This window comes from Actinoplanes subglobosus (assembly GCF_042650585.1).
GTDB classification, from domain to species: domain Bacteria; phylum Actinomycetota; class Actinomycetes; order Mycobacteriales; family Micromonosporaceae; genus Actinoplanes; species Actinoplanes subglobosus.
The window spans coordinates 333,252-352,039 of sequence record NZ_JBHSBL010000015.1 but is presented as its reverse complement, the minus strand read 5'-3'; the positions used below and the strand labels follow the sequence as shown (position 1 = coordinate 352,039).

Here is an 18,788-nt window from a genome sequence, read left to right as displayed (position 1 = left end):
CCCCCGACGGTCGGCTGGCAGCTGACGGCTGCTGGTGACAGCTGAGGGCTGACGGCTGCTGGTGACAGCTGAGGGCTAACGGCTGCTAGTGACGCCTGACGGCTGGCTGGTGACGGCTTGCTGGTGACGGCTGACACCTGACGGCTGACGGCTGGCTGGTGACGGCTGGCTGGTGACGGCTGGCTGGTGACGGCTGACGGCTGGCTGGCTGCTGACCGACCGGCGGCGGCGGAGCGCGATGGCACGGCAGGTTCGGGTGTCAGCGCAATCCCGCTCGCTGGAGGATCTCCACGATGACGGCGGCCTTGCCCTGGACGTAGCCCGACACCGAGAGCGGATTCCGCGCGGCCGCGACACTCTTCTGGGCGGCGTAGCGATCCCGGTCCTCCGGGTGGGTACGGAGCCAGTCCCGGAAGATGATGTGGCGCAGGTGCTCGTCGCAGTCGGGGCCGAAGACATGCAGGTTGACGTCGTGATTGTCGGTCCACAGGCAGCGATGCTCGTACCAGTGGGGATCCCGGGCGCGCAGCCGATAGCCGGCAGCGGTCAGCGCCGGCACGTAGACGCTCTCGTCGGCCGGGTCGGCCACGATCAGATCGATGTCGATGCGGTCTTTCGCGGGAAGCCCCGGAACGGCGGTGGAGCCGACATGTTCCAGCCCGAGGACCCGTCCGGGGAGTGCTGCCCGGATGCGGGTCTCCTCCCTCCGGTAGCGCGCCGGCCACGCCGGATCGTACGGACTGATGCTGATCGGCTCCTTCGGCGTATCCGGTGACCGGTCGCCGACGGCACGTTGCGCCATCTGTTCCGGAGTCGCGAAGACGGACGGCGGCGGCAACGGGGGCAGACGCATGCCGGGACGGTACCCGCCGCACGCCGGCTGTCCCGTTCGCCCCGCGGCCGTACCGGAGGAAGGGTGGTGAGCGGAACCGGACCGCCCGGCGCTGCATGGGTCGTCGGCGGACCTGCTAGGTTACGGAACGTGTTTGATCGTTGGAGCGGTGACTGTTCGTGCTGATCACGATCGGCATTGTAGCTATTGTCCTGTTGACTGCGGCTACGGGCTATTTCGTGGCCCAGGAGTTCGCCTACGTCGCCGTCGACCGGGAGCGCCTGCGGGCCCTCGCCGACGAGGGTGACGCGGCCGCCGAGCGGGCGCTCGGGGTGACGCAGCGGCTCTCATTCGTGCTGTCCGGCTCGCAGGTCGGGATCACGGTGACCGCGCTGCTCGCCGGCTACGTCGCCGAGCCCTACCTGGGTGAGGGCACCGCCGAGCTGCTCGGCGCGACCGGTCTGCCGGAGTCGGTGACGACCTCGATCTCCATGGTGTTCGCGCTGCTGTTCGCGACCGTCGTGCAGATGGTGCTGGGTGAGCTGGCGCCGAAGAACCTGGCGATCGCGAAGCCGGAGGCGGTGGCGCGGGCGCTGTCCCGGTCGACCGTGATCTACCTGACCGTGGTGGGGCCGCTGATCCGGGTGTTCGACGCGACGGCGACGCGGCTGCTGCGGGCGATCGGCATCGAGCCGGTCGAGGAGCTGCCGCAGGGTGCGACCTCCGAGGATCTGGACCGGATCATCGAGACGTCCCGGACGCACGGCGCGCTGGACGCGCAGGCGGCCCGGCTGCTGGATCACGGGCTGGACTTCCGGAGCCGGACGGCGGCCGAGGTGATGCGGCCGCGGGTGGACGTGACGTCGATCGGCGCGGGTGAGCCGGCCTCCCGGGTGGTGGATCTGCTGGACACGGGGCATTCCCGGTTCCCGGTGATCGGTGACGGCCTGGACGACGTGATCGGTGTCGTGTCGATCAACGACGTGGTCACGCTGGACCCGGCGGTCCGGTCGACGACGCCGGTGCGGCAGCTGGCGACCGATCCGGTGGCGCTGCCCGAGTCGTGCACGCTGCCGGTGGTGCTGGACCGGCTGAAGGCGGCGCACCGGCAGATGGCGGTGGTGGTCGACGAGTTCGGCGGGTTCGCCGGGATCATCACGCTGGAGGACGTGGCCGAGGAGCTGGTCGGTGAGATCCGCGACGAGGACGACCTGCCGGAGCCGGTGATCGAGCGTGACGGTGACGGCTGGTTCGTGCCGGGCCGGGCGCGGATCGACGAGGTCGCCGAGGCCACCGGGGTCCGGCTGCCGGAGGACGACCTGTACGACACGGTGTCCGGCCTGCTGATGGCGCGACTCGGCCGGCTGCCCGCGGTGCAGGAGAGCATCGACCTGGAGCTGGCGCCGCTGATCGATGACGACGGCGAGCCGCTGCCCCAGGGTGTGGCGACGCTGACCGTGCTGTCGGTGCGCAGGCGCGTACCGGACCGGATCGCCCTGACCGTGAAGGACGACGCATGAGCACCACCCCGGCCCTGCTGATCTCGCTGGCGCTGCTGGTGTTCAACGGGTTCTTCGTGGCGGCCGAGTTCGCGCTGGTCGCGGCGAAACGGCACCGGCTGGAGACGGCCGCGGCCGAGGGCTCGCGCGGCGCCCGGGCGGCTCTGGCCGGCACCCGGCGCCTGTCGATGATGCTGGCCGGCGCGCAGCTCGGCATCACCCTGTGCACGCTGGGACTGGGTGCGCTGGCCAAGCCGACGGTGGCGCACCTGCTGGAGCCGGTGTTCACCGCGACGGGGCTGCCGGAGGACGCCGCCTACGCGGTGGCGTTCGTGCTGGCGGTGGCGCTGGTCGGCTTCCTGCACGTGGTGGTCGGTGAGATGGCCCCGAAGTCGTGGGCGATCAGTCACCCGGAGTCGTCGGCGCAGCTGCTGGCGATCCCGTTCGTGGGGTTCACCACGATGCTGCGGCCGGTGCTGGCGGCACTGAACGGGCTGGCCAACGCCTGTCTGAGACTGGTCAAGGTGACACCGCAGGACGAGCTGGCGCAGGTGCACAGCGCCGAGCAGCTGCGGATGCTGATCGAGACGTCGAAGGAGCACGGCACGATCCCGGACGCCGAGCACGAGTTGCTGACGGCGATGCTGGCGGTGGAGTCGACGACGGTCCGCGACGTGATGACGCCGACGGCACGGATCGTGTCGGTGCCGACCGTGGCCGGTGCCCGTGACGTGGAGCTGCGCAGCATCGAGTCGGGGCGGTCCCGGCTGGCGGTCATGTCGGAGGACGGGGTGATCGCCGGGATCGTGCACGTGCGCGAGGCGGCGAAGGCGGTCGGCACCGGCAGTGGCGCCTCGGCGGCTGAACTGATGACGTCGCCGTTGCGGCTGGCGGCCGGTACGAGCGGGCTGGACGCGATCGCGACGATGCGTCAGGAGCGCAACCAGGTCGCGCTGGTCACCGAGGCCGACGAGCTGATCGGGCTGGTCGCGCTGGAGGATCTGCTGGAGCAGGTGATCGGGCAGTTCGACGATGAGACCGACCCGGTGATCGACGCCGCGCGCCGGGCCGGCCGCACGTCCCGGTCAGGCTCGTAGCCACTGCCCGTCCGGGGTCCGTACCTCGAATCCGTCGTCGAACCGCACGTCGGGGCAGCCGTCGGTGACCGTGCTCCAGCCGTCGTCGGCGGTGTGGACGGCGTGCTGGCGGCAATGTTTCTCGTCGACGTAGCCCCAGGCCATCAGCACGTCCCGGCCGCGGTAGGAGTATCGGCCCACCGAGGCGATGCGGTCGCCGTCGGGCCGGCGGTAGAAGTCGGCCCGCAGGCCGGGAACGATCGTGCCCTCGAACTCGGCGTCCGCCGTCGAGCGGTGTGGGGCATAGGTGGTCAAATCGGGAATAGGCACACCGGGTAGTCGTCGCGACTGGGCGAGCGGTTCCCGAGATCCGTCTTTCAAGTGACTCCGGATCCGCCTTTCCAGTGACTGCGGATCCGTCTTGAAGAGTGCTGCGGATCCGCCTTGCAGAGTGCTGCGTGTCCGTCTTCAGATCGCTGCGGATCCGTCTTTCAGGTGACTCCGGATCCGCGACCGCAGCGCCCGGCGGGCCAGCGGCCCCAGCTCGTCCACCACCTCGACCAGCACGGCGAGCTGGTCGAGGGCCGCCATCGCCTGATGACCGCCCTGCTTGTCGACGCCCTCGTAGAGCTCCAGCCCGACGAACGCCGCCGCCACCGCCTTGGCCAGGCCCGGCAGGTCGGCGACCTCGGCCACCGGCGAACCCGCCAGCAGCCGCCGCAGCACCGACTCGATCTCGTCGGACCACATCCGCAGCGCCGCCGCCGTCGGAGCGGCCAGCCTCTCCCCCGCCTGCGCCGCGGCGAGCATCTGCGCCAGCACCGAGACGTTGCCCGCCTCCAGCTCGGACTCGTGCAGCTCACGGCCCACCGCCAGCAGCTCGCGCAACGACGTCACGGCGCCGAAACGGTCCGCATAGGCCGCCACCCGCTGGCGGGTCGCCTGCTCACAGGCGGTGCCGAGCAGCTCGTCGACCGAACCGTAGTGATAGAAGACGAGCGCCTGGTTGACGCCGGCGGCCGCCGCGATGGTCCGGGCCGAGACGCCGGTGACACCGTGTTCGCGCAGCGCGGCCAGGGCGCCGTCGAGGAGTCGCTGCTTGGTGTCGCTCATGACGCGACATTCTGCCGCAGGGCTCCGGCGAGCCGGTGGTCCAGGTCGGGCAGACCCACAACCCCTCGGCGGTACGGCCGGAGCGGCGCTGACAGATCGATGAAGGCGGTCCGGCCGTGACCTGACGCGCCCGGAGTACTCGCCATCACCGATCTCCCCCCGTTTGAGCGAACGCTCAAGCGATAATCTAGCGCCGTTTGAGCGGACGCTCAAGCACTCGGGCGCCGTTCACACCTCAGGGTGGCCGGCACTCGTCGAGGCGCTGAGGGCTCCCGCCCGGGTGCGGCGTCCCGTCCGGGGCGCTGAGGGCTCCCGCCCGGGTGCGGCGTCCCGTCCGGGGCGCTGAGGGCTCCCGTCCGGGTGCGGCGTCGCGCCGGGTCACCGGGGATCGGTTGCGGCTCTCCCGGCCCACCACGGTCACGACTGGAAATCGCCGTCCCGGGGCAGCCCCGCGGCGGCCATCAGCGACACCACGTACGGTCCGTCGCCCCAGGCGTCGGCCTCGATGAGGGCACGCACCACCGCGAGCTGCAGGTCGGTGAACCGGCTGATCAGGGTGCTGGTCCGCGGGAACACCGAGTCGAGCAGGGCGCCGATCAGGGTGGTCCGCTCCTGGCCGGGACGGGTCCGGCGGAGCCGGCCGATCAGCAGCTCGACCCGGTCGGCGGCGGTCGACGGGTCGAGGCGGGACAGGGTCAGGGCCGCCATCGTCCGCATGTCGCCCTCGAGGAACGGCCAGTCCGGCACCGGATCGTCGGCGTCGAGCAGACAGTCGTAGACCTGCTCGATCACCTCGTGGGGCGGCCGGCTGTAGAGGGTGGCGACGGCGATCGCGGCCGCCCAGCGCTCGGTCGGCACCGGGCCGGACAGGCGCATGGCCAGCGCGCCGGTCAGTGCCCGGTCGGCGGCCACCCCGCCGCCCAGGGCCGCGGCCACCGAGGCGACGGCGGCCACGGCCACGTGCTCGGGGGGCTCCGAGGCGACGACCCGGGTGAGGGCCGGCACCACCACGTGGCGCTCCTCCGGGAACCAGGCGAGCAGGTGCGCGGTGTGCATCCGGACGGCGGGGTCGTGGTCGTTCAGCGCCGCCAGGAATGCCGGAATGCGCGCGCGAACCGCATCATAGGCCGCCATGTCCCACTGTTCGGGCGCGACGGCGGCGCGGAGCACGGCTGGTTCGGGACGCTCGATCAGCCAGTACGTCTCGTCGCCGATCGCGATCCGCCGCAACAGCTGGCAGGCGCCGAAACGGTCGCCGGCCGACGGGTCGGCGATCACGTCGAGCAGGAACGGGATCGCCGCGATGCTGGTCGGGAACCGGCTGCCCTGCTGGACGAGGGTCCCGGCCAGATAGTTGTAGGCGCTGCGCCGGAGAAACTCGTCACCGGACCAGAGCGCGTGCAGGGCGGCGGGCACCCCCGTGGAGGCGCGGGGATCGCGCGTCAGGGATGCCCAGTTGACGGCATCCACCATGTGCGTGCGCTCGGGCATACTCCGGAATCTAGACGATCATCTTCCCAAGCATTGCCCGCCCCCGGCAGCCTCATGGCCGATCGGGGGCGGATAGCCGTACCAAATAGGGTTTTAAATGAGAATGCGGGCGGCGACCGCCTCGCCCATCCGGATCGCACCGTCGACGTGCTGGAAGCCGAGGCCGGCGATGTCGCTGCTGGCGAAGGCCAGCGGGCCGACGTCGGACCGGAGGTGCCGGCCGTACCGGGTGAGCGAACCGATGTCGAAGGAGGTGCCGAAGGCGCCGACCGTCCACTCGTCGGCCATCCACGGGCTCTCGTAGTAGTGGACCGGTGTGAGCGCCTGCTCGCCGTAGTAGGCGGCGAGTGACTCCAGGACCTTCGCCCGGCGCTCCTCGGGCGTGAGCGACAGCAGCCCGTCGGCCTTCACGTCGGAGACGAACCCGACGAGCGTGCCGCGGGTCTCGCCCTCGACGTCCTCGTTGGTGTTGTCGTACGCCTCGTGGACCAGCGAGTACGGACTGAACGCCGTCCCGGAGAGCCCGAGTTCGCGCCAGAACGGGGTCTCGTAGGTGATGTGCAGCTTGATCACCAGGCCGAACGAGATGTGCTGACGCATCTGGGCCTGCACCGGCGGCAGGGCCGGGATGTACTGCACGCGGCTGACCAGGGTCGGCGGGACCGCGAGGACCACGTTGCGGCCGTGGTAGCTGCCCTGACCGGTGAAGACGGTCGCCCCGCCGTCGGTCCACTCGATCTTGGTGACCGCCTCGTCGAGCCGGACCGTGCCCTCCGGCAGCCGGGACGCGAGCGCCAGCGGCACCCGCTGGAGGCCGCCGACGACCCGCCGGTCCAGGATGAAGTCGGCGTCGACCAGGTGACTGAAGCCGCCGGCACTGGCCGCCATCAGCACCGCCGACAGGGCCGAGAACGAGTGCGCCGGCTTGGTCAGCATCGCCGGGCCGACGTAGAGGCCGACGTTGTCGCGGGCCTCCGGGTCGTCGGTCTGCTCGGCCAGCCAGGCGGCGAACGAGATCCGGTCGAGTTCCTCGGCGTCCGGGTGCTCCCACGGCGAGAGCGGGTCCATCAGTGCGGCGAGCCGGTCCAGTTCCTTGACCAGGCGTTCCACCTCGGCGGCGGTGCTCTCGGAGACCGGGAACTTCTCACCCTCGAAGGTACGGCGCACCCCGTCCCGCCCGATGTAGACCGAGTCGCCGGCCCGGTAGCGCGAGTACATCTCCAGCTGCAGTTCGTCGATCAGCGCGAGCAGGGCGGTCTGGTCCGGGGAGACCCACTGGCCGCCGACCTCGAGACGGACGCCCTCGACGTCCTCGGTCAGCAGCCGGCCGCCGACGCGGTCACGGGCCTCCAGGACGAGCACGCTGCGGCCGGCCGCGTGCAGGCGGTTCGCGACGGTCAGCCCGGTGACACCGGCCCCGACCACCACGACGTCGAAGTCGGTCACGACTCTCCTCCAGGTATAGCGGGTTCCTGCTGGGTGATGCAGTGGATGCCACCACCACGGGCGAAGATCGCCCGGGCGTCGACGCCGACGACCCGCCGGCCGGGGTAGGCGGCGGCCAGGATGTCGAGCGCCTCGGCGTCCCGGGGATCGTCGAACGTGCAGGCGACCACACCGGCGTTGCACACTAGGTGATTGACGTACGAGTGATCAACTGGACCGTGCTCGTCCCGGATCCCCTCCGGAGCCGGTAGATCGATGATCGTCCAGTCGCGGGGGAAGGCGTTCTTGAGCAGCCCTTCCAGCGCGTGATCCGGATGCTCCGGCGACGGCTGGACGTGCAGCAACACGGTTTTCTCCCGCACCGGTGTCGCCACGATGTCGACGTGCCCACGGGTGCCGAACTCCTCGTAGTCACGGGTCAGGCCGCGCGGCAGCCACACCACCTCACGGACCCCGAGGGTGCGTCGCAGCTCACCCTCGACCCGCTCCCGGGTCCACCCGGGGTTACGGCCCGGGTCGAGCTGCACCGTCTCGGTGACCAGCACCGTCCCGTGCCCGTCGACGTGGATGCCGCCGCCCTCGTTCACCATCTCCGAGCCGATGATCGTGGCACCGGCCCACTCGGCGACCCGCCGGGCGATCGCGGCGTCCTTCTCCCACTGCGCCCAGCTCTGGCCGCCCCAGCCGTTGAACACCCAGTCGACGGCGCCGAGACCGTCCGGGCCGACGACGAACGTGGGACCGATGTCGCGCATCCAGGCGTCGTCGAGCGGCGCCTGGAAGTACTCGACGGCGTCGCCCAGCCAGTTCCTGGCGTCGCGGATCGCCGACGCGTCGACGACCAGGCGGACCGGCTCGAACTCGGCGACGGCCAGGGCCACCGAGGCCCAGGCCTGACGGGCGTCGTCACCGTCGGTGTAACCCGAGGACGGCCAGGCCATCCAGGTGCAGGTGTGCGGCTCGGTCTCGGCCGGCATGCGCCAGGTCATGACAGACCACCGTAGGTGTCCGGGCGCCGGGTCCGCAGGAACGGGAACAGGGTCAGCCAGTCCTTGCGCTGGTTCAGGTCCAGGTCGGCGACGAGCACGGCCTCCCGGTCGCGGGGCGCCTGGGCGAGGATCCGGCCGTACGGGTCGGCGATGAACGACGAGCCGTAGAAGCTGATCCGCCCCTCGTCGCCGGTGCGGTTGGGGACGACCATGAACAGGCCGTTGGCGATCGCGTGACCGACGATGACCTGCTGCCAGAGAGGCTGGGTGTCGAAGTCGGGGTGGTCGGGCTCGGAGCCGATCGCCGTGGGGTAGGCGAGGATGTCGGCTTCCTGGAGCGCGTAGGAGCGGGCGACCTCGGGGAACCATTCATCCCAGCAGGTCGGCAGACCGTATCGGACATCTCCGACTTGGTGGATCGGGTAGGCTTCGTCCGCTGGGCCCGGCCGGAAGTACTTGTCCTCGACATACCCCTCCGTGACAGGGATGTGCGTTTTGCGGGTCTTGGCTACGACATTTCCGCTCTTGTCGACCAGGACCGCGGTGTTGAAGCCCAGCCCGTCCCCCAGATCGACGTTCTCGTAGAGCGAAGCGTGCACCATGATCCCGTGCCGCCGGGCCGCCTCGGCCGCGAGAGTCACCGTGGGCCCGTCGAGCAGATCCTCGGCGAGGTCGACCGGCTTACCGGACGGCTCCTCGAACGCCGGATACTTCGACAGGGTCAGCTCCGGCAGGAACACCACCTCGGCCCCGGCGTCAGCGGCCTGCGCGATCCCGCCGAGCAGCGCCGCCCGCAGCTCGCCCGCGTCCGGCCGCCAGTAGTGCTGGACCAGGCCCACCCGCAACGGCGGCCGGGTCGGCTCGTCGACGCGAGCGGGTGAGTCATACACCGCGGACCGGATCAGTTCCATGACCATCCTCGACTTTCAGCATTGCACCGCACTTTAACGAACGGCATTCGTTTTACTATGGTGGTCCACCTCACCAGAACGCAAGGGGGTTCGCCGGTGGCCCGTCCCGCCACACCGAAGCTGTCGGTCGAGAAGATCGCCGCGGCCGCGCTGGCCCTGGTCGACGCCAAGGGCGAGTTCACGCTGGGCGAGGTCGCGGCGGCACTCTCGGTCCGCCCGTCGTCGATCTACAACCACCTCAGCGGCAAGACCGAGATCATCGAGGCGATGCGTGCGCTGATCTTCAGCGAGGACCCACCGGCCGACATCTCCGGCGACTGGCGCCTCGCACTACGTTCGCTGCTGCTCCGCTACCGGGACGCGTTCGCCCGCCACCCGCGCCTGATCCCGATGCTGACCGCACACACCGTCTCCTCCCCCGACGTCGTGCACATGTACGACGACATCGCCACGGTCCTGCACTCCGCCGGCATCCCGACCGGACAGCTCCTCGACGTGATCACCGTCCTGGACAGCTTCGTCATCGGCTCGGCACTCGACATCGCCGCCCCCGACCAGGTCTGGGACCCCACACAGGCCCGCACGCCGATCCTGGTGGCCGCCATCAACGCCGCCGGCCACGGCCGCGAACGAGCCGACCGCGCCTTCGAGCTGGGCCTCACCCTCATCCTCGGCGCCCTGCCCGCCCTGACGGCCCGCTGACCCTTTCGCTCAGCACCATTTCGCCAGGGCGTAGCCGCTTCCCGCCGGCGCGCCGTCGCCCAGCGGCCGGCCGCATTCCACGACACCGAACCTCGGCTCGGCCCAGTAGTTCAGAGCGCCGTCCAGCAGGCCGTCGTCGGGACAGGTCAGCGAGATGGGGATGCTGACCGGCGTGACAATCGCGTAGCCGACGAAGGTCCCGTCCCTCAGAGGCTGCCCGGACATGAAGACGGTCAGCTCTTCGAGGCCGGGGCTGAGGCCGGTGGGCAACGATTTCCTGGTCCCGGCCGGAAGCTGGCGCAGGACATCGGTGTCGGTCACCCCCGGCGGGTCGAACCAGTGCGTACCGACCGCACCTGCTGAACCCCGCCCACGACGCATCCGGCGGCGGCGGACAGCAGGAGGCACGACACCGTGCCGCCCGCGTACCGCAACGCCGCCGTTCGCACATCCTCACGGTAACGGCTCCGATCATGGGCGGGAGTACAACAGGTAGGGGCGGCGCTTGCGAAGGAAAGCGGCCAGGTCGTCCTGCCAGGAGCCGGTCACGTCGGCCACCGAGGCGCCGGCGTCGATCATGGTGCGGAAACGGTCGGTGCCGGCCAGTTTGTCGACGAAGAACGGGCGGGTGTCGGGGTCCTTGCGCCAGGCGAAACCGGGGTAACGCTTCGCCTCGATCAGCATGGCGGTGGCCGCGGCGATCGGGTCGAAGACGCCGGGATCGCTGACCCGGAGCTCGACACCCACGCAGAGCTGGTCGACGAACTTGCCGACCCGGGGCAGGAAGTAGGCCTCCCGGAACTCAGCGCCCGGAAGGTCGAGTGCGGCCAGCCGCTCCTGCCAGTGGAAGTCCAGATCCGGGGCACCGGACAGCTCGAACGGGCGGGTCGTCCCGCGGCCCTCCGACAGCGACGCCACGCCCTCGAACAGGCACGTCCCGGGGTAGACCAGTGCGGTGTCCGGGGTCGGCATGTTCGGGCTCGGCATCACCCACGGGACGTCGGTGTCGGCGGCGAACAGGCCGCCGTTCCAGCCCTCGCAGGCGATCACCTCCAGCCGTACCTTCGGGAGCCATTCGCCCTGATAGAAGCGGGCCAGTTCGCCGACGGTCATGCCGTGCCGCTGGACGATCTCCTTCTTGCCCACGCCCGACGCCCACGCCGGGGTCAGCATGGGGCCCGACGCGGAGCCGCCGATCGGGTTCGGGCGGTCCAGCACCAGGTACCGCAGGTTCAGTTCGGCGGCCGCGGCCATCGAGTCGTAGAGCGTCCAGATGTACGTGTAGAAGCGCGCGCCCACGTCCTGGATGTCGAACACCACGGTGGTCGCGCCCGACTCGGTGAACATCGACTTCCAGCGGTCCAGAGTCGCCAGGTATCCGTCGTAGACGCGCAGGCCGGTGCGGGGATCCGTACCCATGCCCTCGTTGCCGCCGACCGGTGCCGAGCCGCGGAAACCGTGCTCGGGGCCGATGATGCCCGCGATCCGGACCTTGTCGGCGTGCATCCGGTCGACGAGGTGGCGGTACTCGCGGTCCACGGCCGTCAGGTTGGAGACCACGGCGACCCGTTCGCCGTCGAGGGCGTCCCACTTCGACGCGGCCAGGCGATCCATGCCGGTCCGCACGTGCTTCCTGATCGGTTTCGCCACGGGGGCGGCGGTGACCGCTGACGGTGCGGTCGCCATGCCGGTCAGGACGCCGCCGGTCACGGCCAGAAGGTTTCTCCTCATCACGCGACAAATCGTATTTAGTCGGACGCGATGGGCCGGTCAAGCCGCCCGCGCGTCGGCGCGCCACCACCCGTTCCGCCGGACACCCACCGGCCGGTCCGGCAACGTGCGCGCCGGCGCGTTTCAGCCGAAGATCAAGGTGGTCAGGCGCTCGGTGCTCTGCCGGTAGACGCCGGGGCCGTCCCCGACCTCGAGCAGGACACGCCGGCAGCCGTCGGCCTCGACGTTGACCGTGCCGCCGGGCTCCAGGAACAGGACCGCGAACCGGCTGGCCGGAGTGTCACACGCGGCGGAACCGGCGGCCGACGACTCGATCTCGGCACGCATCGCGGTCCAGTCCGCCGCGGTGACCGGGCCACCGTCGCGGAAGCCACCGGCCGGCTTGCCGCCACCCCGCTCCTCCACCGGCACGTCGTAGACGCAACGCTTCACCGAGGTGCTCGCCGGCACCGGCGGCAGGTCGGCCTCCCGCACGTTCTCGACGCCACCGCCGGCCCACGTCATGTCCCCGTAGGTCTGCGAACAGCCCGCGCTGCCGGCCTCGTCCGACTCCAGCTGCCTGATCACCCGGCTCTTCACCGGAACGGTCACGAGAGCGTCGTAGGCCCGGCGGAACTCGGCCCGTGGCTTCATGCAGGAGTCGACCGGGATTCCCGGCCGGACCCAGCGGCCCTCCCGGTCGAGCAGCGCGACCCACGGAACCCCTGGAAGATCCGCGGTGCAGACCTGGTCGGTGATGGCCGCCTCATCGGGCAGGCGCAGCGCCGCCAGCAGCGCGGTCAGATCGTCGGCGCGCACCTCCTCGGCGATCATCTCGGTGCCGCCGGCGGACCGCTTGTGGACACCGGTCCGGCAGACGACCGCGGACACGGGCTGGAACTCGTCACCGAGCAGCGGCAGGGTGAGCCCCTCCTGCGACGCCTTGTGCCAGTTGTCGTCGGCCACGGGCGAGGCCACCTCGCAGGACTCCCACCGGTCCTGGACGACGGGCGCCGCCGGCCCGCTGCGACTCGGCCCGGGAACACTCCCGCCCTCGTCCCGGGCACAACCACCGGCGAGTACGGCCAACAGGGCGACGGTCGTCGCGGTCGCGCGTGTGCGCATGGTGTGCTCCTCCATGTAGCGGGCAGGACTCCACGCTGAGACGCACCCACCCTCCCCCGGGTTGCCCGCCCCACCCCGTCGTCAGGAGGCCGGACCGGGTGGGCAGTTCTGGCTCTTGGCCTCCACCGAGTACTCGCGGTCGTCGGTGGTGATGCCCGCGGGCTGACCCGCGAAGTGGGCCTCCATCTTGCGGCCGGCCGCCCGCTGCTCGTAATGCAGGTGCGGTGCCCCGGACTTGCCGGTGCTGCCGATCCGGCCCAGCTGCTGGCCCTGTGTCACCTGATCACCCTCGGACACCAGCGGGGGTTCGAGCATGTGCAGGTACTGGGTCTCCCACAGGCCGCCGTGGTCGATCTTCACCCAGTAGCCGGCGCCGGTGCCGTGGGGACCCTTCGGGTTGTCGGGGGTGCGGGAGCCCAGCGTGCCGTTGACGCCGGCCTCCACGACGGTGCCGGCGTAGGAGGCGTGGATCGGGCGGCCCCACGCGGAACCCGAGGACGGGAAGAAGTCGATGTCGTAGTCGTCGTGGCCGGGGTAGGTGCCGAGGATCCAGGTCTCCCCGCACGCGACCGGCAACTGGAAGTCGGGGCGCGGGCCGGGGGTGCGCAACCTCGGCACGATCACGGCGATCAGCGCGGCGACGGCGAGGAGGGCGACGGCCACGAGGATTCCGGTACGGGTACGGGCTGTCACCCGGCTGATCCTGGCAGAGCGCGTCAACCCGTACCGCCGGGGCATGATCTTCGGGGTGAAAAGTAGTAAGTAGCTTCTAATGCGCCATACGGTGCGAACCATGTCGAGATCTCGCCGGGCCGTTGTGTCGGTCGCACTGTTGATGCTCAGCGCCGGATGTGGGGGCTCCGACGAGTCCGGGACGACGGGCACGGCGACGACCGCGGCCTCCATGGCACCGACTGGCGGTCCGGGGGCCGGCGGTCCCGGCGGCGGCATGGGCCAGAGCTGCACCGGCTCCACCGCCACCCCGGCGACGGCCGCGACCGGAGCGGTGCCGGCCTCAGGGACGACGACGGCGGTGGCCGCCGCCGTGGCCAAGGCGGAGGCGTTCCTCGCCACCCTCTCGGCCGAGCAGAGGACGACGGTGACGCAGCGGTACAACGCGCTCGGCACCAAGCAGTGCACCTGGTCGAACTTCCCGGACGGCCTGTTCAACGGCCGGATCGGGCTCAAGCTCGGCGACCTGGACGACGCGCAGAAGAAGGCCGCGTACGCCGCCGTGCAGAGCGTGCTGTCCGCCGACGGGTTCACCCAGGTGCAGAACGAGATCGCCGGTGACGAGCAGCTCGCGAACCAGGGCGGGGCGCCCGGCAACATGGGCGAGGACTACTACCACATCGTGTTCTTCGGGGAGCCGTCCGCGGACACGCCGTGGACGCTGCAGTTCGGCGGGCACCACCTGGCCCATCACGTCTCCGTCGGTGGCGGGGCGCTGAGCGTGTCCCCGCACTTCAGTGGCATCCAGCCGATCAGTTTCGAGTCCGGCGGGAAGACCGTGCAGGGGATGAAGCAGGAGACCGCGGACCTGTTCGGGCTGTTCACGTCACTGACCGCCGAGCAGCGGACGGCGGCGGAGACGGCCGACGCCTACGACGACATCGTGATGGGGCCGGGCACCGACACCGACTACCCCGACCAGGAGGGCCTGTCCTACAGCAAGCTGGACAGCAAGCAGCAGGCCCTGGTCAAGGCGGCGATCAAGGACTGGGTCGGTGACGCCGCCGACGCCTTCGCGAAGCCGCTGCTCGATCTCTACTACTCGCAGCTCGACCAGACCACGATCGCCTTCTCGGGGACGATCGAGGAGCAGACCACCGGGGCGTACATGCGGATCGACGGCCCCCGGGTGTGGATCGAGTGGATCAACACGGAGGCGGCCGGATTCCACTACCACACCGTCTACCGGGACAAGCTCATCGACTACGGCACCGGCGTGAGCTGATGCGCGCCGCCGTCCTGACCGGCCTGCTGCTGGTCCTCGTCCCGGCGCCGGCCGCCGCCCACGACGCCGGGTCGACGCTGATCACGGTCACGCCCGGCTACGACGACGTGGGGCTGACCGCGCAGATCCCACTGTCCCGGATCGACTTCGCCTATCACACCCGGCTGGCCGGGGACCCGAAGCGCACGGTCGAGGAGTCACAGAACTGGCTGAGCGCGCTGGTGCTGGACCGGGCCGCGCTGACCGGGCCGGACGGCCGGACGTGGCCGCTGCGGGTGGACTCGGTCATCAGCGACCGCCTCGAAGGGTTCGACACGGCGCGGGTGGAGCTGACCGCCACTCCCCCGGCGGACGCCCGGCGCGGGGCTGCCGACCTGCGGTGGCGGGTCGTCGGGGACGTCGTCTACACGCACAGGGTGTTCATCGGGCGGCACATCGGCGCGAGCACCGAGATGACCGGGCTGATCACGCGGAAACGGCCGGTGGCCCGGATCCCGGTCACCGCCACGGGACCGGCGCCACAGGGCGGGGCGCTGCTCGGTACGCCCGGGTGGCTGGCCGCCATGGTGGTCGCCGTCGCTCTCGGGGTGGTCGGGAGGTACAGCCGGGTCCGGCCCCGCCGTCTGGCCGCCACCGGGGGCTGAGTGGACGCCTCTTGCGTGGGATCGGGGCGGGTGGACCGTACCGCCGAAAGGTTTGGCATTGACGCCGTCGGCAAAATCGTGAGGCATGAGGCGGGGTTTCGTGGCGGCCGGTGCCGCCCTGGCGGCGGTGGCGGCCGTGGCGGTGCGGGATCTGACGCAGCGCCGGCATGCGCTGCTGCGCAATTTTCCGGTGATCGGGCACGGCCGGTATCTGATCGAGGCGATCGGACCGGAATTGCGGCAGTACGTGGTGGCCGCCAACGACGAGGAGCGGCCGTTCACGCGTGACCAGCGCCGATGGGTCTACGCGTCGGCGAAGAAGGAGAACAACTACTTCGGGTTCGGCACCGACAACGACATGGAGTTCACCGCCGGATATCCGATCATCAAGCACCGCACGTTCGGGCGGGCGGTGCCACTGTCGCATCCGGAGGCCGGCTACGAGGCGTCGGTGCCGTGCGCGAAGGTGCTCGGGGCGGCGCGCGGGCGGGCGAAGGCGTTCCGGCCGGAATCGGTCGTCAACATCTCCGGGATGAGTTTCGGGTCGCTGTCCGGCGCTGCGGTGGAGGCACTGAACCGGGGCGCGGCGATCGCCGGATGCCTGCACAACACCGGGGAGGGCGCGCTGTCGCCGCACCACCGGCACGGCGGTGAGCTGGTCTTCCAGATCGGAACGTCGTACTTCGGGTGCCGGGACGAGCAGGGCCGGTTCGATCTGGAGAAACTGAAGGCCGTCGTCGCGGCGCATCCGGTCCGGGCGCTGGAGATCAAACTCAGTCAGGGTGCGAAGCCGAGCCTCGGTGGGCTCCTGCCGGGCGCGAAGGTGTCCACGGAGATCGCCGAGACCCGGGGCATCCCGCAGGGTGTCGACTGTGTCAGCCCGTCGCGGCACGCCGAGTTCTCCGACACCGACAGCCTGCTCGACTGGGTGGAACTGCTGGCCACCGAGACCGGGCTGCCGGTCGGCATCAAGTCGGCCGTCGGCGACCTGGACTTCTGGGACGAGCTGACCCACCTGATGCTGACCACCGGCCGGGGCGTCGACTTCGTGACGATCGACGGCGGCGAAGGCGGCACCGGCGCGGCACCGCTGATCTTCTCCGATTCGGTGTCGCTGCCGTTCCAGGTCGGGTTCGCCCGGGTGTACCGGATGTTCGCCGAACGCGGCCTGCACGACCGGGTCGTGTTCATCGGCGCCGGCAAACTGGGGCTGCCGGACAACGCGATCGTCGCGTTCGCGCTCGGCTGCGACATGGTCAACGTGGCCCGCGAGGCGATGCTGGCGATCGGCTGCATCCAGGCGCAGAAGTGCCACACCGACACCTGCCCGACCGGCGTCGCCACCCAGAACAAGTGGCTGACCAGGGGCCTCGACCCGGGCCTGAAGTCGGTGCGGGCCGCGAACTATGTCAAGACGCTGCGCCGGGACCTGCTGAAGGTCGCCGAGGCGTGCGGTGTCGAACATCCGGGGCTGATCGAGACGTCGTCGGTGGAGATCCTCGACGGGCGGACGGCGGCGACACCGCTGGACCGGGTCTACGACTACCGGCCCGGCTGGGGGCTGCCGTCGAAGGCCGACCAGGAGACGATCATCGCCCTGATGACGGCCGCCGAACCGCAGGGCGGCAGCGCACCGCCGTCACTCTGAACACCGGTGGGTGTTCGCACCAAATGAGGCGGACGGCTCCGGAGGCACGGGTCGCGGCCCGGACTCCGTAGGATCCCGTCCAGACCCCACTCCGCCCAGACCGGGCCCGCCCCGCACCGTCGGGACGGGCCCGGTTGCGCACCGGTCAGGACAGCGAACCGCGGAGGATGCGGACGGACTCGACGGTGGCGTAAGCCCGCCATTCGAGAGCGGCCACCGCGCTGTAGGCGGGGAAGTCGACAGTCCACCCGCCGTCGGCCTGCTGACCGGCGGAGAGCCGTTCGACATCAGCGGCGATCGCCTCCTTGCTGAACAACTCCCGCGACGGCCCGTCGGGGTGCGGGGTGAAGGCCAGTGGATGCAGCACCTCACCGTCCGTACCACCGACCGGCGTCGGCCCGTCGGTGCGCACGAAGGCGGCCATCCGCTCCAGCAGTGCGCCCGCATCGGGCACCGCGTCCAGGAACCGCATCACGAACATCAGCTCATACGCACTCGGCGCCCCCGCCAGTCCGTCGATCACGCCCAGGCAGTAGCCGGTGGCGCCGGCCAGCCACGGATGCCCGGCGAGCTCGGGCCGGTGCCGCGCGATCCGATGTGCCTGGGCGGCCAGCTGGGTGGTCATCTGCAGCGACGACTCGTCCGGATCCGCGGTGGTCCAGTGCGGCGCGCTGCCGTCGATGTCGGCGAACGGCAGCGCGAACGGGATCCCACCGTCCCCGAGGGAGTGCGCTCCGAGCCAGTCGAACAGCCGGACCGTCCGTGACCCGGTCTCACCGACCTCGGCCAGCACCTCGAGAGCGTGCATGGCGGCGACCGGCTGACTGGTCACCGAACGCAGGTCGGGTTCGAGGCCCCAGCCGTACCCCTCGTCGGGGTTGCGATAGGCATCCAGCGCGGCCAGGACCTGCTCGGTGCCGGCCGCTCCGAGGAGGTGACGGAAGCGTCGCCAGTCGAGGGTGCGGCCGTGCTTCGCGACGAACGTGGCGGCGGCGTCGAGATCGATGCTCATGTCACCGATCCTGCCCGGTCAGGGATGCGGGCGCACGGCTCCGGACACGCATCGCAGCACGAGCCGCAGGGTGTCGTGCCGGGACGCCCCGCACTCGGCCAGATAGTTCCACCCGGCATAGAGCTGCGACCACACCAGGTTCTGCACCCAGACGGGCGGCAGCTCGGGGTCGATGGTGCCGTCGGCGTGCCCGCGCCGGACCATCGCGTCGAACCCGTCGTCGCAGCCGCCCTCGGCGGGATCCGCGTCCTCGAAGGCGACCTGCTCCCGGAACAGCAGCGACAGCACGTCACCCAGATCGAAATACTCCTGGCAGAGGCGGACGAGCGCGGTCGCGCCGGTGCCCTCGTCCATGCGGGCGCGGGCGCCGGCCCGGTCGAGGCGGGCGGTGGCCTCGTCACGCAGGGCGCTGAGCAGGTCTCCGCGCTCCGGGAAGTAGCGGTGCAGGGTGGTGCGTCCGACGTCGGCGGCCTCGGCGACGTCGCCGAGGGAGGCCGCCGGGTTGCGGGCCAGCACCTCGATCGCGGCGTCGAGGATCGCCTGCCTCGTTCGGGCCCGGCTGCCGGTGGGGACGCTCGTCACGGCCGCAGAATAACACTTGCCCAGAATGGAACAGCAGTGTTCCACTATGGG

Annotated in this window: 19 protein-coding genes; 6 read left to right on the top strand and 13 right to left on the bottom strand. The window is 70.8% G+C overall.

The genetic code is table 11. The features are described 5' to 3' along the window. Nucleotides 1-259: 259 nt before the first annotated feature. Nucleotides 260-853 carry a GrpB family protein gene (locus ACFO0C_RS16325; RefSeq protein WP_378067471.1) on the bottom strand — a complete coding sequence of 198 codons (594 nt, stop codon included), beginning with the start codon at nucleotides 851-853 and terminating at the stop codon, nucleotides 260-262. 158 nt (nucleotides 854-1,011) lie between these two features. Here ACFO0C_RS16325 and ACFO0C_RS16320 point away from each other — a divergent pair, with 158 nt between their 5' ends. Further along, nucleotides 1,012-2,352, top strand: coding sequence for a hemolysin family protein (locus ACFO0C_RS16320; RefSeq protein ID WP_378067470.1), 1,341 nt, complete (start codon nucleotides 1,012-1,014; stop codon nucleotides 2,350-2,352). After that, a complete protein-coding gene (locus ACFO0C_RS16315; protein ID WP_378067469.1) occupies nucleotides 2,349-3,428 on the top strand; it encodes a hemolysin family protein in 1,080 nt (359 codons plus the stop codon). The genes ACFO0C_RS16320 and ACFO0C_RS16315 overlap by 4 nt, the downstream gene beginning before the upstream one ends. Here ACFO0C_RS16315 and ACFO0C_RS16310 read toward each other — a convergent pair. From ACFO0C_RS16310 to ACFO0C_RS16285, 6 genes are all read right to left on the bottom strand, one after another. Further along, the gene (locus tag ACFO0C_RS16310) at nucleotides 3,417-3,737 is read right to left on the bottom strand and encodes a hypothetical protein (RefSeq protein ID WP_378067468.1); all 321 of its coding nucleotides are present in this window, start codon (nucleotides 3,735-3,737) and stop codon (nucleotides 3,417-3,419) included. The two genes, ACFO0C_RS16315 and ACFO0C_RS16310, sit on opposite strands and share 12 nt — an antisense overlap. Before the next feature lie 138 nt (nucleotides 3,738-3,875). After that, a complete protein-coding gene (locus ACFO0C_RS16305) occupies nucleotides 3,876-4,520 on the bottom strand; it encodes a TetR/AcrR family transcriptional regulator (protein WP_378067467.1) in 645 nt (214 codons plus the stop codon). Nucleotides 4,521-4,937: 417 nt separating this feature from the next. Continuing rightward, nucleotides 4,938-6,011 (bottom strand): HEAT repeat domain-containing protein, encoded by a 1,074-nt coding sequence (locus ACFO0C_RS16300; RefSeq protein ID WP_378067466.1) that lies wholly within the window; start codon nucleotides 6,009-6,011, stop codon nucleotides 4,938-4,940. A gap of 93 nt (nucleotides 6,012-6,104) precedes the next feature. Next, nucleotides 6,105-7,457, bottom strand: a complete 1,353-nt coding sequence (locus ACFO0C_RS16295) for a flavin monoamine oxidase family protein (protein ID WP_378067465.1) — start codon at nucleotides 7,455-7,457, stop codon at nucleotides 6,105-6,107. Then, entirely contained in the window at nucleotides 7,454-8,446 is a 993-nt protein-coding gene (locus ACFO0C_RS16290) for an agmatine deiminase family protein (RefSeq protein ID WP_378067464.1), read from the bottom strand. The genes ACFO0C_RS16295 and ACFO0C_RS16290 overlap by 4 nt, the downstream gene beginning before the upstream one ends. Further along, nucleotides 8,443-9,357 carry a nitrilase-related carbon-nitrogen hydrolase gene (locus ACFO0C_RS16285; protein ID WP_378067463.1) on the bottom strand — a complete coding sequence of 305 codons (915 nt, stop codon included), beginning with the start codon at nucleotides 9,355-9,357 and terminating at the stop codon, nucleotides 8,443-8,445. The genes ACFO0C_RS16290 and ACFO0C_RS16285 overlap by 4 nt, the downstream gene beginning before the upstream one ends. 96 nt (nucleotides 9,358-9,453) lie before the next feature. On the opposite strand from ACFO0C_RS16285, the gene ACFO0C_RS16280 reads away from it, so the two are divergent. Further along, the gene (locus ACFO0C_RS16280) at nucleotides 9,454-10,059 is read left to right on the top strand and encodes a TetR/AcrR family transcriptional regulator C-terminal domain-containing protein (RefSeq protein WP_378067462.1); all 606 of its coding nucleotides are present in this window, start codon (nucleotides 9,454-9,456) and stop codon (nucleotides 10,057-10,059) included. Nucleotides 10,060-10,068: 9 nt separating this feature from the next. Here ACFO0C_RS16280 and ACFO0C_RS16275 read toward each other — a convergent pair whose 3' ends face one another. The 4 genes from ACFO0C_RS16275 to ACFO0C_RS16260 form a co-directional block, all read right to left on the bottom strand. Then, the gene (locus ACFO0C_RS16275; RefSeq protein WP_378067461.1) at nucleotides 10,069-10,380 is read right to left on the bottom strand and encodes a hypothetical protein; all 312 of its coding nucleotides are present in this window, start codon (nucleotides 10,378-10,380) and stop codon (nucleotides 10,069-10,071) included. Nucleotides 10,381-10,530: 150 nt separating this feature from the next. Then, nucleotides 10,531-11,790: an exo-beta-N-acetylmuramidase NamZ family protein gene (locus ACFO0C_RS16270; protein ID WP_378067460.1), complete on the bottom strand. Its 1,260-nt coding sequence runs from the start codon at nucleotides 11,788-11,790 to the stop codon at nucleotides 10,531-10,533. 123 nt (nucleotides 11,791-11,913) lie between these two features. After that, a complete protein-coding gene (locus tag ACFO0C_RS16265) occupies nucleotides 11,914-12,894 on the bottom strand; it encodes a hypothetical protein (RefSeq protein WP_378067459.1) in 981 nt (326 codons plus the stop codon). An 81-nt stretch (nucleotides 12,895-12,975) separates the two neighbouring features. Beyond that, complete coding sequence (locus ACFO0C_RS16260; RefSeq protein WP_378067458.1) at nucleotides 12,976-13,587, bottom strand: M23 family metallopeptidase; 612 nt, start codon at nucleotides 13,585-13,587, stop codon at nucleotides 12,976-12,978. A gap of 100 nt (nucleotides 13,588-13,687) precedes the next feature. On the opposite strand from ACFO0C_RS16260, the gene ACFO0C_RS16255 reads away from it, so the two are divergent. The 3 genes from ACFO0C_RS16255 (at nucleotide 13,688) to ACFO0C_RS16245 (ending at nucleotide 17,143) form a co-directional block, all read left to right on the top strand. After that, complete coding sequence (locus ACFO0C_RS16255) at nucleotides 13,688-14,851, top strand: DUF3500 domain-containing protein (protein WP_378067457.1); 1,164 nt, start codon at nucleotides 13,688-13,690, stop codon at nucleotides 14,849-14,851. Then, nucleotides 14,851-15,495: a hypothetical protein gene (locus tag ACFO0C_RS16250; RefSeq protein WP_378067456.1), complete on the top strand. Its 645-nt coding sequence runs from the start codon at nucleotides 14,851-14,853 to the stop codon at nucleotides 15,493-15,495. The genes ACFO0C_RS16255 and ACFO0C_RS16250 overlap by 1 nt, the downstream gene beginning before the upstream one ends. Nucleotides 15,496-15,580: 85 nt before the next feature. Continuing rightward, nucleotides 15,581-17,143: an FMN-binding glutamate synthase family protein gene (locus tag ACFO0C_RS16245; RefSeq protein WP_378067455.1), complete on the top strand. Its 1,563-nt coding sequence runs from the start codon at nucleotides 15,581-15,583 to the stop codon at nucleotides 17,141-17,143. A 145-nt stretch (nucleotides 17,144-17,288) separates the two neighbouring features. Here the strand turns inward: ACFO0C_RS16245 and ACFO0C_RS16240 are convergent, their stop codons facing one another. Together ACFO0C_RS16240 and ACFO0C_RS16235 are read right to left on the bottom strand one after the other, a co-directional pair. Continuing rightward, nucleotides 17,289-18,155 carry a hypothetical protein gene (locus ACFO0C_RS16240; RefSeq protein WP_378067454.1) on the bottom strand — a complete coding sequence of 289 codons (867 nt, stop codon included), beginning with the start codon at nucleotides 18,153-18,155 and terminating at the stop codon, nucleotides 17,289-17,291. Between the two features lie 18 nt (nucleotides 18,156-18,173). Further along, on the bottom strand, nucleotides 18,174-18,737 hold the full coding sequence (locus ACFO0C_RS16235) for a TetR/AcrR family transcriptional regulator (RefSeq protein ID WP_378067453.1): 564 nt from the start codon (nucleotides 18,735-18,737) through the stop codon (nucleotides 18,174-18,176). Nucleotides 18,738-18,788 lie beyond the last annotated feature (51 nt).

Bases quoted from the DNA above. Each gene is read 5' to 3' on its own strand.
- ACFO0C_RS16325 (WP_378067471.1), bottom strand. From the start codon at position 853: ATGCGTCTGCCCCCGTTGCCGCCGCCGTCCGTCTTCGCGACTCCGGAA.
- ACFO0C_RS16315 (WP_378067469.1), top strand. From the start codon at position 2,349: ATGAGCACCACCCCGGCCCTGCTGATCTCGCTGGCGCTGCTGGTGTTC.
- ACFO0C_RS16305 (WP_378067467.1), bottom strand. From the start codon at position 4,520: ATGAGCGACACCAAGCAGCGACTCCTCGACGGCGCCCTGGCCGCGCTG.
- ACFO0C_RS16300 (WP_378067466.1), bottom strand. From the start codon at position 6,011: ATGCCCGAGCGCACGCACATGGTGGATGCCGTCAACTGGGCATCCCTG.
- ACFO0C_RS16290 (WP_378067464.1), bottom strand. From the start codon at position 8,446: ATGACCTGGCGCATGCCGGCCGAGACCGAGCCGCACACCTGCACCTGG.
- ACFO0C_RS16285 (WP_378067463.1), bottom strand. From the start codon at position 9,357: ATGGAACTGATCCGGTCCGCGGTGTATGACTCACCCGCTCGCGTCGAC.
- ACFO0C_RS16270 (WP_378067460.1), bottom strand. From the start codon at position 11,790: ATGAGGAGAAACCTTCTGGCCGTGACCGGCGGCGTCCTGACCGGCATG.
- ACFO0C_RS16265 (WP_378067459.1), bottom strand. From the start codon at position 12,894: ATGCGCACACGCGCGACCGCGACGACCGTCGCCCTGTTGGCCGTACTC.
- ACFO0C_RS16255 (WP_378067457.1), top strand. From the start codon at position 13,688: ATGTCGAGATCTCGCCGGGCCGTTGTGTCGGTCGCACTGTTGATGCTC.
- ACFO0C_RS16250 (WP_378067456.1), top strand. From the start codon at position 14,851: ATGCGCGCCGCCGTCCTGACCGGCCTGCTGCTGGTCCTCGTCCCGGCG.
- ACFO0C_RS16245 (WP_378067455.1), top strand. From the start codon at position 15,581: ATGAGGCGGGGTTTCGTGGCGGCCGGTGCCGCCCTGGCGGCGGTGGCG.
- ACFO0C_RS16240 (WP_378067454.1), bottom strand. From the start codon at position 18,155: ATGAGCATCGATCTCGACGCCGCCGCCACGTTCGTCGCGAAGCACGGC.